15 protein-coding genes are annotated in these 11,869 nt (G+C 57.2%); 11 read left to right on the top strand and 4 right to left on the bottom strand.

The genetic code is table 11. The features are described from left to right. The 4 genes from ACFQMF_RS15345 to ACFQMF_RS15330 all read left to right on the top strand — a co-directional run. Positions 1 to 160: helix-turn-helix transcriptional regulator (locus tag ACFQMF_RS15345; RefSeq protein ID WP_379792276.1), on the top strand; the 160-nt coding region annotated here is incomplete at its 5' end. Positions 161 to 196: 36 nt separating this feature from the next. Next, positions 197 to 367, top strand: a complete 171-nt coding sequence (locus ACFQMF_RS15340) for a hypothetical protein (protein WP_379792274.1) — start codon at positions 197 to 199, stop codon at positions 365 to 367. Continuing rightward, a complete protein-coding gene (locus ACFQMF_RS15335) occupies positions 364 to 909 on the top strand; it encodes a type I glutamate--ammonia ligase (RefSeq protein ID WP_379792272.1) in 546 nt (181 codons plus the stop codon). The genes ACFQMF_RS15340 and ACFQMF_RS15335 overlap by 4 nt, the downstream gene beginning before the upstream one ends. 514 nt (positions 910 to 1,423) lie before the next feature. Next, positions 1,424 to 1,564, top strand: a complete 141-nt coding sequence (locus ACFQMF_RS15330; RefSeq protein WP_256409674.1) for a hypothetical protein — start codon at positions 1,424 to 1,426, stop codon at positions 1,562 to 1,564. A gap of 469 nt (positions 1,565 to 2,033) precedes the next feature. Here ACFQMF_RS15330 and ACFQMF_RS15325 read toward each other — a convergent pair whose 3' ends face one another. Continuing rightward, positions 2,034 to 3,356 carry a cytochrome P450 gene (locus ACFQMF_RS15325; protein WP_256409673.1) on the bottom strand — a complete coding sequence of 441 codons (1,323 nt, stop codon included), beginning with the start codon at positions 3,354 to 3,356 and terminating at the stop codon, positions 2,034 to 2,036. Between the two features lie 430 nt (positions 3,357 to 3,786). Here ACFQMF_RS15325 and ACFQMF_RS15320 point away from each other — a divergent pair, with 430 nt between their 5' ends. Beyond that, positions 3,787 to 4,431: a ribonuclease HI family protein gene (locus ACFQMF_RS15320; protein ID WP_256409672.1), complete on the top strand. Its 645-nt coding sequence runs from the start codon at positions 3,787 to 3,789 to the stop codon at positions 4,429 to 4,431. Positions 4,432 to 4,460: 29 nt separating this feature from the next. Here ACFQMF_RS15320 and ACFQMF_RS15315 read toward each other — a convergent pair whose 3' ends face one another. Further along, positions 4,461 to 4,832 (bottom strand): hypothetical protein, encoded by a 372-nt coding sequence (locus ACFQMF_RS15315; RefSeq protein WP_256409671.1) that lies wholly within the window; start codon positions 4,830 to 4,832, stop codon positions 4,461 to 4,463. A gap of 111 nt (positions 4,833 to 4,943) precedes the next feature. Further along, positions 4,944 to 5,249, bottom strand: coding sequence for a hypothetical protein (locus tag ACFQMF_RS15310; RefSeq protein WP_256409670.1), 306 nt, complete (start codon positions 5,247 to 5,249; stop codon positions 4,944 to 4,946). 150 nt (positions 5,250 to 5,399) lie between these two features. Here ACFQMF_RS15310 and ACFQMF_RS15305 point away from each other — a divergent pair, with 150 nt between their 5' ends. Beyond that, on the top strand, positions 5,400 to 5,975 hold the full coding sequence (locus ACFQMF_RS15305) for a GNAT family N-acetyltransferase (RefSeq protein WP_256409669.1): 576 nt from the start codon (positions 5,400 to 5,402) through the stop codon (positions 5,973 to 5,975). A 37-nt stretch (positions 5,976 to 6,012) separates the two neighbouring features. Here ACFQMF_RS15305 and trpB read toward each other — a convergent pair whose 3' ends face one another. After that, positions 6,013 to 7,176 (bottom strand): tryptophan synthase subunit beta, encoded by a 1,164-nt coding sequence (trpB, locus tag ACFQMF_RS15300; protein WP_256409668.1) that lies wholly within the window; start codon positions 7,174 to 7,176, stop codon positions 6,013 to 6,015. A gap of 394 nt (positions 7,177 to 7,570) precedes the next feature. Here trpB and ACFQMF_RS15295 point away from each other — a divergent pair, with 394 nt between their 5' ends. The 5 genes from ACFQMF_RS15295 to ACFQMF_RS15280 all read left to right on the top strand — a co-directional run bounded on the left by ACFQMF_RS15295 (position 7,571) and on the right by ACFQMF_RS15280 (position 11,855). Next, positions 7,571 to 8,236, top strand: a complete 666-nt coding sequence (locus ACFQMF_RS15295) for an HD domain-containing protein (RefSeq protein WP_256409667.1) — start codon at positions 7,571 to 7,573, stop codon at positions 8,234 to 8,236. An 84-nt stretch (positions 8,237 to 8,320) separates the two neighbouring features. Then, positions 8,321 to 9,694 carry a hydroxymethylglutaryl-CoA reductase, degradative gene (locus ACFQMF_RS15290; protein WP_256409835.1) on the top strand — a complete coding sequence of 458 codons (1,374 nt, stop codon included), beginning with the start codon at positions 8,321 to 8,323 and terminating at the stop codon, positions 9,692 to 9,694. Further along, positions 9,691 to 11,043 (top strand): acyclic terpene utilization AtuA family protein, encoded by a 1,353-nt coding sequence (locus tag ACFQMF_RS15285; RefSeq protein ID WP_256409666.1) that lies wholly within the window; start codon positions 9,691 to 9,693, stop codon positions 11,041 to 11,043. Before ACFQMF_RS15290 ends, ACFQMF_RS15285 begins: the two co-directional genes overlap by 4 nt. Then, entirely contained in the window at positions 10,982 to 11,410 is a 429-nt protein-coding gene (locus tag ACFQMF_RS16325; protein WP_465261792.1) for an AtuA-related protein, read from the top strand. The genes ACFQMF_RS15285 and ACFQMF_RS16325 overlap by 62 nt, the downstream gene beginning before the upstream one ends. Continuing rightward, complete coding sequence (locus tag ACFQMF_RS15280) at positions 11,403 to 11,855, top strand: hypothetical protein (protein ID WP_256409664.1); 453 nt, start codon at positions 11,403 to 11,405, stop codon at positions 11,853 to 11,855. The genes ACFQMF_RS16325 and ACFQMF_RS15280 overlap by 8 nt, the downstream gene beginning before the upstream one ends. The last annotated feature ends 14 nt before the right edge of the window (positions 11,856 to 11,869 follow it).

Below are 11,869 nucleotides of genomic sequence, written 5' to 3'. Positions count from 1 at the left end.
CGGCCGCCTATATCCGAATCTTGATACGCTCGTTGAGAAAGGGCTCGTTGAAAAAAGTCAACGCGATAAACGAACCAATGAGTATGCCACTACACGTCGGGGGAGCAGAGAGATCGAGGCACGAGCGGGGTGGGAAGCACAGTATACTGATCGGAGTTGAAGATGTTCTCGGTTGGAAGCCGAAATTGCGATCGTTGTGTACAAAGAGACGGTGAAAGCCGTTGCAGAGGCGCACGATATCGGTGCAACGTTTCGTCCACATCCATTCCCTGAGCTTCCCGGCACCGACTGTCATATCCATCTCTCGGTGTGGCAGGACGACGAGAACGTGTTGTACGATCCGGATCTGACAGTCGGTACCCATTGAGCGAACGGGGCCGGCACTTCGTGGGCGGCTTACTCGACCACGCGCCGGCGCTCGTGGCGTTGACCGCCCCGACGGTCGAATCCTACGACCGACTGGCCCTGGGCATGTGGGCGTCAGCGTACACCTGCTGGGGGCATGACAACCGGGAGGCGATGGTTCGAATTCCCTCCGTCAACACGGACAACCCAGAGGCTGGGACCCGTATTGAGTTCAAACCCTCTGATAACACGAACAACCCGTATCTCGCCCAAGTTGGCCTTCTAGCGGCAGGGTTCGACGGCATCGAACGTGAACTCGATCCCGGACCGTCGCTCAATGCGGATCCAGAGACGGTTGCCGAGGATGAGCTCGCCGACCGAGACATTTCGCGGCTCCCAACCTCGCTGGAGGCGGCCCTCGATGCGTTCGAAACCAACGAGGTGTTGGCAGAGGCACTAGGTGACGCATTACACCAGTCGTGTCTCGAAGTCAAGCGGAGCGAGTGGAACCAATCTATCGAAGATGGCGAACAGCAGACAGAGTACCTAGCCCGGGGATTCTGAATCGGTTTCCGGAGCTCCGATTTGGGGTGGGTCGCACTTGGACCGCACCGGGTGTTGACATCGTCAGCGCTGTCAGTAACCCCAGTGTGGGGAGATATGCGTCAGCGAGGCCCTCGGAGAGAGTTAGTGGACGGCCCAAGCCGATTGGTAAAGTGGATTCAGAGCATTACAGACAACTGATCCAATGGGTGTTCGGGTGGCAAAAATTCTGGTGGGGCTGCTTGTTGGACCACATGAACTCGGCCACGCGATCCCAGCGGCAATGGCTGGACTGTCCCCGAAAATAACCATCCTTCCAGCGTGGGATGGAGCAACCCCGTTAGGCCAATTCGACGCTAGTGTGACGGGGTCAACGCCGCCAGCTGTGATCCGAACACGTGCACTAGCGCCGTTGCCGTTGTTCCTTGCTATCGCGGCTGTGCTGGGAACAATCCTGTCTGCTGAGTCACCGCTTAGGATGGTATTGTTCCCGGTAGTCACGTATTGGGCTACACTCTCCGGAGGTGATATCGCGGTGGCAACGAACCCAGCGGCGGTTCGTGAAGCGGGCCGGTTTCAGGCCCCGATACAGTGGTGGCAACAACGGGCGTCTCTGGTGCTGATCCCCGTGGTGACAGTCGTCGTCGCGGCACTGTTTTTCACTGACATCGTGTGACGACGGCCGCGTGACTCCCGGTACGGAATGGAAACTCCGAGGATACGGTATGTGGCCGGTGTGTGATCAGCAACGGCAAAATCCGTTTGCGTGAGCCCACTACACACACTATGGCGAGTGAACACACTGAGACAGCGGTCAATCCGGATGTGTTAATCGAGCGGTTGCCCACGGCACCGGGACGCTGGGAGCGAAGCGACGAGTCCGGCAGAATCGTTGAGTATCGACTCCCCAGCGACGTTTCGCCTTGTACAGCAGCAAAACTGGCTGTGCGTCCGGAGATACTGAGCGACGCAGCGATCCGTCTCACACGGAAACGTGGATGCACCGACGCAGGAAGCGATCGGTTTGACTCGGTTGATACCGCGGTCCGAACTGTCGAACGGGAATTACAGCATGTCCGTCGGACCGTCGAAGAGTCGGCCGGCGCCTCGAATTCGTAATGTCAACGCGTTCACTGGCAGACCAGTCAACGGGCCGTCACAGATGCTCGAACTGTATTCCTCGGTCGCAGCGTCACGCTAGGTTGAAGAGATAATTCATCTTGCTCCACTACGACGTCGAACTCTTGGAGGACGTGGGCGAGGGTAAATTGTGCTTCGGTCAATGCGATCTGTTTGCCGATACACACTCGCGGTCCACTTCCGAATGGGAAATACGAGTTGTGACCGCGCGAGGCCTCACCAGCCCACCGGTCTGGACGGAACGACAGCGGATCGGTCCACGTTCGGCTATCGCGATGATGTGCATACGGCGACATGAGCACCACCTCATCACTCTCAAAATCCGCCCCGGCGAGCGTTGTATCGTGACGAACTTCGCGGGCGATGTTCCAGACGGCCGGGGTCAAGCGAAGCGTTTCTCGGACGACACGCTCCGTGTAAGTTAAATCTGATAAATCATCCCAGGTGGGTAGGTCACCGTCGAGGACTGATTGTGCTTCGGCGGCAACACGCTCACGCATCTCAGGATGTTGTGAGAGCCAATAGAACGCGTATGTGATTGTCAGCGCTGTTGTTTCTTGCCCACCGGTCATGAAGAGCACTGCCTCGTCGATGAGCTCGTCGTCAGATAACTCGACAGACGGATCCGACTTAGCTTCAATGAGTGCGGTGATCATATCATCTGGGGGGTCGGCCTGTGATTGATGCCAATCAACAAACTCCTGTGCAACCCCCTCGATAGTCTGATCGGCGGCTTCAAATGCGTCTGAGGGCTCTGACTGGACCTGTTCGGGCAAGACGAAATCGGCGAGGCTCGGCTCAACTTCTGCGCTTAGCGTAGCCATCGCGTCATGGACCGCTCTGGCACGGTCATCGTCAGTATCCCGACTGAACAACGACTGTGTAATAACACGGAGGGTCAGGACTGAGAGCTCCTCGTGAAGGTCAACGGTGCCTTCCGCTGGCCACTCAGCGATCATTGCGTCGACCGTATCACTAGAGATAGCGGCGTATTCGGCCAGTTTTCCGCCAACAAAGGATGGTTGGAGCACAGACCGTTGTTGCTCCCAAAGGATTCCGTCACTCGACAGGAGGCCCTGTCGTTGCTGTTCTTCGGGTCCCACCGCCGGCCGTCGAAACCGGTCTCTGTCGGCGAGAACGTCGTGAACGAGGTCCGAGTCAAGAACGATATTGAACCGCGGACCGACCGAGGGATCGAGACGAACGACGGGATACTGCCCACCGTATGCCTCTTGAACACCGGTGAGAACCCGCAACGGATCATCGGCAAATCGAGAGACGTTTCCGATCAACGGCGGCCCAGGCGGGGTGTGAACGGAATCACTCATATGTGGATATACGGGCCAAACTGCATAATTGTGTTCGCTAATCCCGTTTCAAATCAAGGGGCGAGGCGGATTTTCCATCCCACCGGAGGCGGAGAGGAAGCCGACACTTGCTTTTACCAACCACCGACTGGTGGGTGTGTTGGGGGGAGGAACACCGAGTGACTCCACGTCCGTCGTGGGCGACATTTCTCGGCGCGAACCGGGGGCACAACTCGTCATAGAGTCGGGAATACCGACGCCGTATCGGATATTTGTCCTGTTCGATTCGTTCAGAATGAACCGCTTCCGGGTCAGACCCCAAGCCACTCGCTGTGCTTCCTCTGGTGACTCGATCAAGAAGGTCCCTCAATGGCGTCGTGTTTTTGTCCGCTCTCCGCCAAGCACGGATAATGGATTCACCCGACACACAACTGGCGCGTAGGCTGTAGCCATGGATCGGTTGCCCACAGCGACGTTATCCCCGCTTGCGAGTCGAGTCGATGACGTGCTCGCACTGTATGATTACGAGATACAGTCAGCTATCGACGCCATCGATGCCGCCGTCGCCGGGTACGGAGGACTGTTCGATCCGGGGACGACGGACGATGAGATCCGAACCGCAATCGGGGAGGTACTCACTACTGATCCGTCGACGGTAACCGAGGGCCCGTTGAATGACATCAGCAGTGATATCGTCCTCTACGTCGATGGGAGCTCTCGGGGAAACCCGGGACCGGCAGGAGCTGGGGCCGTGCTTCAGGCCGACGCCACGACAATTGCTTGTCTCGGACGACCGGTCGGCTCAAACGCCGAAAACAATACCGCAGAGTATGCCGCGCTACATCTTGGGCTCGAAGCACTGGTCGCCTGCTGCGTCCCGGCGACTGTAGAGGTGCGTATCGATTCGACAACCGTCATTGACGATATCTGGGGGCAAAGCGACGGCATCCCGTCTGCGGCGCCGTACAAAAACGACATCACAGAGCGAATTGCGTCGCTTCCTACGTGCGAGTGGACTCACCTCGCTGACAGCGATCCCAACCCCGCAGACGCCCGGGCAGCAGTTGGGGCTGACATCGCAGCGCTCGGACCGTGAGGGCTACGTGCCCGGTAACCGAAGCGTCACTACAGTCGGTCGAGGGCCTCGTCGAGATCGAACTGCTTGGTTGTTTCATCAAACGAATCCCCACGCTCGTTGGCTGTGGTCGATGGGCCAGAGTCGGTTGAAGACGAATCCGTTGAGATATCGTCCTGTATATGAATGTGGTCGTCACCAATCGCGTCGGTCGTCACCTCCGCATGGAATCGTTCGCGCTTGGTAGCCGACCCCGCGAATGGTTCGACGTATTCGACACCGTCGACGCGACATGTCACGACCAGACACACAGCTTCGCGGAGTCGGTCCACAGTCTCCCAACCCTCGGGTGGAACGCGAGGAAGATCCCGCTCGCGGATGCGCCAGGTCTCGATTACTAATTCCGCGTCACGAGTAGACATATCATCTATCACTCGGGGAATTTCAGACAAGTCGGTTTCGCTCCAGTTGATTATGTCTGGAGATTGGTCCAGCCGGCAGGCTAGCTTCTTCGGAAACCTACGAAAACCAACTCATGAGCGTTCGCGAATGTGGTTGCTGGTGGTGACATTGATATTGAGTTTGTCCGTTCCCCGAATCCAGTCAATATACCCGGTGAGTCGATCAGCTGACCTGAGCGACTCGATACTGTCGTACGTGTCCCGCAACTCGGTGTTGGCGAACTGCGCGTGGATTTGGTCATGGCAGGGCCGACAAAGCAGTACCGTGGGACTGGTAGCGCGCTCCTCCGGCCGCAGATGATGCTCCTGAACGACCTGAGGATCGTCAATTCGTTCGTCAGGAACGACACGGCGACAGAGCGCACAAGTCGTCGCCATACCTTTGGATTAGCCCTCAAGAGTATAATTCCTCGTTCAGCATCGATATCGGCGTAATGAGTGTGTTCGAACTTCCGGTCAGTGAGGCTGATGAGAGGTGGTGGCTACAGTGATCCGGTTTTTCAAGCCCGATCAGTACCATCGTCTGGTGTGAACTCGCACGGATTGTCGCTCCGACCATACGATCCGCGGGACGACACAGCTGTGTGGGCGCTTCACCGATGGGCAATACAGGAGACAGGAGTCGATCCATCAGACATCCCCGGGACAGACGATCTGCGAACGATAGCGACATCGTATCTTGAGACCGGAGGCGCGTTCGTCGTCGGCATTGTCGACACTGACCACCCACAGACCGGTCAAACAGAGGATTTTGATGCATCACCACAGCAGGTAGCCAAGCTGACCACCCACGATGGAATCCTTGTCGCGATGGGTGGATTCATCCCAACCGAAGTCGGCCGTAGCGACGAACGCAACCGGCCCGGAGCCGCGGAACTCCATCGGATGCGTGTCGCACCGACACACCAGCGGCGTGGATACGGCCGCCAAATTCTCGATGAACTTGAGCGCCGGGCGGCTGCCGGCGGGTTTGAGACGCTACTCGCAACGACAGCAACCCGCCAGACGGCAGCACTCGAGTTCTATCATAACCAAGGGTACGACCAAACAGCGACATCGACAGCTGGGGCGTACGAGCTCGTCCACTTCGAAAAGGAGCTGTAGTGGCCGATCCAAAGAAGGTGTCTCCGGAGAGAGCGACTCAGTCTGAGAGGTCGAAGTGTTCGGCAGCTGTCTGCATATCCTTATCGCCGCGACCACAGAGGTTGACTAACAGGGTGTCATGTTGGTCCTCTTCAGCCAATTTAGCGGCCAACGCAAGTGCGTGGGCTGGTTCTAACGCGGGGATGATGCCCTCTGCTTCACTCAGTTCTCGGAACGCGGCTAAGGCTTCGTCGTCGGAAATCGCATGATACTCCGCTCGCCCCATCTCTTGGAGCGCAGCATGTTCCGGTCCAATCGCTGGATAATCAAGCCCAGCTGAAATTGAGTGGTTCTCAGTGTCGTCTCCAATCGTCTTCGTTTTCATCCCCTGGAAAATCTGTGGCTCCTCCTGTCTCGTCTTCGACAGTGGGGCGGAGTGATTCGCATCATCGGTCCCGCCCGGTTCAGCGCCGTAAAACATCACATCGTCATCTTTGAATGCGTGCCAGAGGCCGATTGAGTTCGACCCGCCGCCAACGCAGGCAACACACGCGTCAGGAAGCTCGCCGTGGAGTTCCTGAATTTGTTCGCGAGCCTCCGTCCCGATGACAGACTGGAACTCACGAACCATCCGCGGGAACGGGTCCGGACCAACGACGCTCCCAACGAGATAATGCGTGGATTCGACGTTGTCAGCGAAATCTTCTAGTGCGGCATCGACCGCCTCCGCAAGCCCCTCGTTGCCGCGATCGACCGGCTCGACATCGGCACCCATGAGACGCATGCGGAAGACGTTCATCTCCTGCCGTTGCATGTCGTGCCGTCCCATATACACGGTTGTATCAAGATCCAACAGCGCGCCAACCATCGCCGTCGCGGTCCCGTGTTGTCCAGCCCCCGTCTCTGCGATCAAACGGTCTTTCCCTGCCCGTTTTGCCAACAGCGTTTGGCCCAGCGTATTGTTGAGTTTGTGTGCCCCACCATGGAGGAGATCCTCATGTTTGAGATAGATATCTGCTCCATACCGCTCGCTCAGTGTCTCCGCATAGAAGACAGGTGTTGGACGTCCAGCAAAATGGTTCAACAGGTAACGGAATTCATCCATGAATTCCTCGTCCGCGATCGCGTCCTCGTACGCAGCTGCTAGTTCTGCTAAGGGTTCTTCGAGTGGTTCTGGAACGTGTCTCCCACCAAACTCGCCAAACTCGTCTGGCGTCGCCATGATCTTACTGCGTACGCGCTTCTCAAAAAAGTACACGAGGGAGCAACATCTGGGTGCGGACCTGTCGGAGCGCTAGCTACTCTGACACCGGTGTTCAGTGAGTGTCGATTGTCATTTGAGAGGATCAACGATGATAGCACAACTGGGCACATGGAAAGAGACGAACCAACGTGGTCTGTTGCCCAACCTAATACTGCCACTTTGGAAGCGCTGCAGTTCGGGTTCCGAGATATGTTGTCGGCGAGGTGTTTGATGCAACAGCGAAAGCCCACGAGATGGCCTTCACGCGTCGTGATCCCGATAGCGAAGCGACTAGCTAATGTACGGTGTTCTGATGTGGCGGACAGTGTATCGTACCATAACGAATATGCGGTCGTTCAGAGTACACGTAGCTGTGTCTGACGATCTGGGTTCACTTGCGCGAACGCTTGCGGTCCCGTATTATGATGATGCGCTGCCCGCACATGATGAATTTCATGCAAACCGGGTCCACGATGTTGCTCTTCGTCTCGCATCTGATGTTGATCGGCGTGTCGAGACGGATGTACTCGCTGCGGCGGCGTGGTTACACGATATTGGTCGTCCCCGTGAGCGGACTGATGATATCGACGATCATGCTGTGTGGGCGACGCATGAGGCTGGGGAGTTACTTGCTGCAGAAGGGGTTCCTGAAGCAGATATCAAAGCAATACAGCACTGCATTCGAACGCACAGCATTCGAGCGAGTTCTCCTGATGCGGAAACGATTGAGGCGAAGCTGTTGTTTGACGCTGATAAGTTGGATGCGACAGGTGCCGTCGGGCTGACGCGTCTTGCATGCATTATTGGAGAGCGATCTGGGCGGAGCGACGAACGGCACGCTGTTATTGATGATTTCACAGCTAATAGAGCCGTGACGGCCGATCAAGACGATGTATCTGTGCTTCGAAAGTGGGCAGACGAGCGCCTAGAGGCGCTGCACACGGAGCCGGCTCGGGACCTTGGGGCGTCACGATCCGAGTACATGGATGAGTTTCTCGCCCGGTTCCATGATGAGATCGGAGCTGAAGGAACGCAGTAGATCCAGGAAAATCCACCCAGGGGACCGTCAGCGAGTGATTTTGGTTTGCCTGCCGAGCGGAATGTTGAGGCTGTATTTTGTGGCGTGAAACGGTTAATCGGGCTGTGTCGGTGGGAGTCTGAGGCGGGTTCGTCGTGGTGGTTCTGTCCCCCCAAAATTAATGATGATAGTAGCGGACCCACCTGCATGGATTCACGTCTCTCTGGTTTCTACAAAGGGTCGCCCGCAGAGCGCCGACAGGCGCTAATTGACGCCGGTGTTGACCCTGAGACCGTCGAATCACTGCGGGGAGGAAAATTGGGTGTGGACGGTGCGGACGCCGTGAGCGAGAACGTTGTCGGAACGCTTGAGTATCCAATCGGGATTGCGACGAATTTCCAGATTGATAGCGAAGATACGCTGGTGCCTATGGCGGTTGAAGAGACAAGTGTCGTCGCTGCTGCGTCGTTCGGCGCGCGTATGGCTCGCGGGACTGGTGGGTTCACGACCGACGTGTCGGGACCCATCATGATTGCGCAGATTCAAGCGACAGACGTCCCGGCACCACATCACGCGAAGTCCACGGTACTCGATGCGGCAGATGACCTGATCGAGCTGGCTAACGAGCAAGATCCGGTGTTAGTCGAACACGGGGGTGGGTGTGAGGACGTGCAAGTCCGGGTAATCGACACGCCACGCGGTGAGATGCTCATCACACACTTGATCGTTGACGTCCGTGATGCGATGGGTGGGAACGCGGTCAACACGATGGCGGAGGCACTTGCACCGGAGATCGAGGAATTGACCGGGGGAGACGTATCACTCCGGATTTTATCGAATCTCGCGGACAGACGACTTGCTCGTGCGACGTGTACGATCGAACCGGATGCACTAGAGACAGAGGACGTGGCACTGTCTGGTGAGGAAATCCGAGATCGGATCGTGGATGCATGGGCGTTCGCTGCTTGTGACCCATACCGTGCGGCAACTCATAACAAGGGGATCATGAACGGAATTGACGCAGTCGCAACGGCGACATTCAACGACTGGCGGGCTATCGAGGCGGGTGCACATGCGTACGCGGCACAGGACGGATACGGGCCGCTGACAACGTACGAAGTCGATGCTGACGGGCGTCTCGCATGTAGTATTGAACTCCCAATTCAAGTCGGAACTGTCGGCGGTGCGACGCGGCTGCAACCAACGGCGGAGGCTGCACTTGAGTTGCTTGACGTGGACTCTGCGGACGAGCTCGCAGGGGTGTTTGCAGCCGTCGGACTCGCACAGAATTTCGCGGGGCTTCGTGCGCTCGTGAGTGAGGGGATTCAACGCGGTCATATGAGTCTGCATGCGAAGAATATTGCGGTACAGGCGGGTGCACCGGATGATCTTGTCGACGAAGTGGCGGCGCGGATGGTTGCCGAGGAGGCGGTACGGCAGGACCGTGCAGAGGAACTAATCGATGAGTTAACCGAATGACAGTTCGGATCGCCAACGCTGCCGGGTTCTGGGGTGATTACCCGGATGCGACTGAACGACTGTTAGCATCGGGTGCTGAGTTCGAATACTTGCAGTTGGAGTATCTTGCAGAGGTGACGATGGGAATCCTCGACCGGCTCCGCGACCGTGATCCGGAGAAGGGATACGCGACAGATTTCGTTGAGTACGTCATTGCTGAGCATCTGGCAGAGCTGGTTGACCGTGAGGTGCGCATAGTGACGAACGCTGGTGGGCTGAATCCGTCGTCGTGTGCAACTCAGGTCCGTGAGCATGCCGCCGAGCAGGGAGTGGATGTGACTGTTGCTACCGTTACCGGCGATGATATTACTGACCAGCTGGATCGGCTGCATACTCGACACGAGTTAGAGCCCTTCGAGGACGACACACGGTATGAGGACGTGGCCGATGATGTCGTGACCGCGGCGGCGTATTTGGGTGCGTTCCCGGTTGCGGCGGCGCTCGATTCGGGTGCCGACGTGGTCATTACTGGGCGTGTGGTTGACCCGGCGTTAGCGCTCGGCCCGCTGATCCATGAGTACGAGTGGGGCCGAGAGCAGTACGACCGGCTGGCAGCTGGAATCGTTGCAGGACATCTCATCGAGTGCGGGACGCAAGTGACAGGTGGGAACTCGACGCGAGAGTGGGAAATGATCGAGTACGACGACGTTGGATACCCGATCGTGGCAGTTGAGCCCGACGGCGAGATACAGCTCACCAAACCGGACGGTACTGGTGGAGAGGTGTCACGGGCGACGGTCGCTCAGCAGTTAGTGTACGAGATCGGTGACCCACGAGCGTATCTGACACCAGATGTTGCTGCAGATTTTACTGCCCCTGAGATTACGGATGTCGGGGAAGACACGGTGGCGGTTACAGGATGTGAAGGGACAGCGCCACCGGACTCATATAAAGTGAGTGTACATTTTGAAAACGGGTACCGTGTCGCGGGGAATATGCTGTACTCTCGACCGGATGCGTTAGCGAAGGCGAAGCGCGCGGCGTCGGTGATCGAATCCCGGATCGAGGATCGGGGTCTCACAGTTTGGGACACACGTGCGGAGTTTGTTGGACATAACGCCGCACATGGTCCGGCTGCGCCTGCCCGCGATGATCACAACGAGGTGTTACTCCGGTTTGCTGCCCGCGGTCCGGACCGCGAGGATCTTCGACGGTTAGGCACTGAGTTTGCTCCTCTGTCACTAGCCGGTCCGCCAAGCGTAACCGGGCTCACTGACAGCGGGCGACCGCGTCCCCGCCCGATTATTGATGTGTGGCCGACGCTGGTGCCGAAATCAGTGGTTAAACCTGAGGTGTGTGTCGATGAGTGATGACGGGGACGGATCAGGGGTGTCGCTGGGGCAAGCAGTCCGAGTCGACGAGATTGCGTACGGCCGATCTGGTGATAAGGCAAATACAGTTAATATTGGAATTATTGCGGAGTCCGATGCCGCATACCGTCGGCTGGACAGGCAGTTGACCGCTGATCGCGTCGCTGATCTGTTTGGGGAGCTTATCGACGGATCGGTAACTCGGTATCGACTGCCGAATCTACCGGGGTTCAATTTCGTAGCTAGTGAGGCACTTGACGGTGGCGGACAGTTCAGTCTCCGGTATGACAGTCAAGGGAAAACGTATGCGGCCGCAGTGCTCCGACTTGAGCTGCCGCCGGAGTCTGATGAGGAGCGCGATGAGTGATGTTGACCCCGGCCGGGTTACAGGGTTCGAAACGTCCCGATGGTGGGAATCGCAGTGGTATCAAGTGTCACCACGGTCGTTCCAACACTATGAATTGTTGTTTGAGCCAGATCAGTTGCTGATGGTGTTCGCAGGAGAGTCATACAAGTCGTTTCTTCTCCGGCAGGACGGTCGTGAGCGGCGTGCAACGGAGATTGGTCGGGAAAACGCGATGGAACCAGAGTCTGTGATTCTTGCCGATGAGCATAATGACGTGATTTCGTTGTCTGAAGTGTGTGAGATCCGAATCCGAGAGGGATCGTGGATCCGCAAGCCGAGACTTAGTGTTGACACAGAAAAAACACAATTAGAGTTCTATCATTTTTCCCGAACGTACGATGCCAGCGACTTCGCCGAATGGGCACGCGGTACGTATGGAGATAATGTAGTACGTTACTCAGGTTAATATATTCCATTATT

The organism is Halorubrum rutilum, assembly GCF_042665015.1.
GTDB classification, from domain to species: Archaea; Halobacteriota; Halobacteria; order Halobacteriales; family Haloferacaceae; genus Halorubrum; species Halorubrum rutilum.
The sequence above is the reverse complement of the archived record's forward strand: the minus strand, read 5'-3'. Positions and strand labels throughout refer to the sequence as shown.

Bases quoted from the DNA above. Each gene is read 5' to 3' on its own strand.
- ACFQMF_RS15325 (WP_256409673.1), bottom strand. From the start codon at position 3,356: ATGAGTGATTCCGTTCACACCCCGCCTGGGCCGCCGTTGATCGGAAAC.
- ACFQMF_RS15320 (WP_256409672.1), top strand. From the start codon at position 3,787: ATGGATCGGTTGCCCACAGCGACGTTATCCCCGCTTGCGAGTCGAGTC.
- ACFQMF_RS15315 (WP_256409671.1), bottom strand. From the start codon at position 4,832: ATGTCTACTCGTGACGCGGAATTAGTAATCGAGACCTGGCGCATCCGC.
- ACFQMF_RS15310 (WP_256409670.1), bottom strand. From the start codon at position 5,249: ATGGCGACGACTTGTGCGCTCTGTCGCCGTGTCGTTCCTGACGAACGA.
- trpB (WP_256409668.1), bottom strand. From the start codon at position 7,176: ATGGCGACGCCAGACGAGTTTGGCGAGTTTGGTGGGAGACACGTTCCA.
- ACFQMF_RS15285 (WP_256409666.1), top strand. From the start codon at position 9,691: ATGACAGTTCGGATCGCCAACGCTGCCGGGTTCTGGGGTGATTACCCG.
- ACFQMF_RS16325 (WP_465261792.1), top strand. From the start codon at position 10,982: ATGTGTGGCCGACGCTGGTGCCGAAATCAGTGGTTAAACCTGAGGTGT.
- ACFQMF_RS15280 (WP_256409664.1), top strand. From the start codon at position 11,403: ATGAGTGATGTTGACCCCGGCCGGGTTACAGGGTTCGAAACGTCCCGA.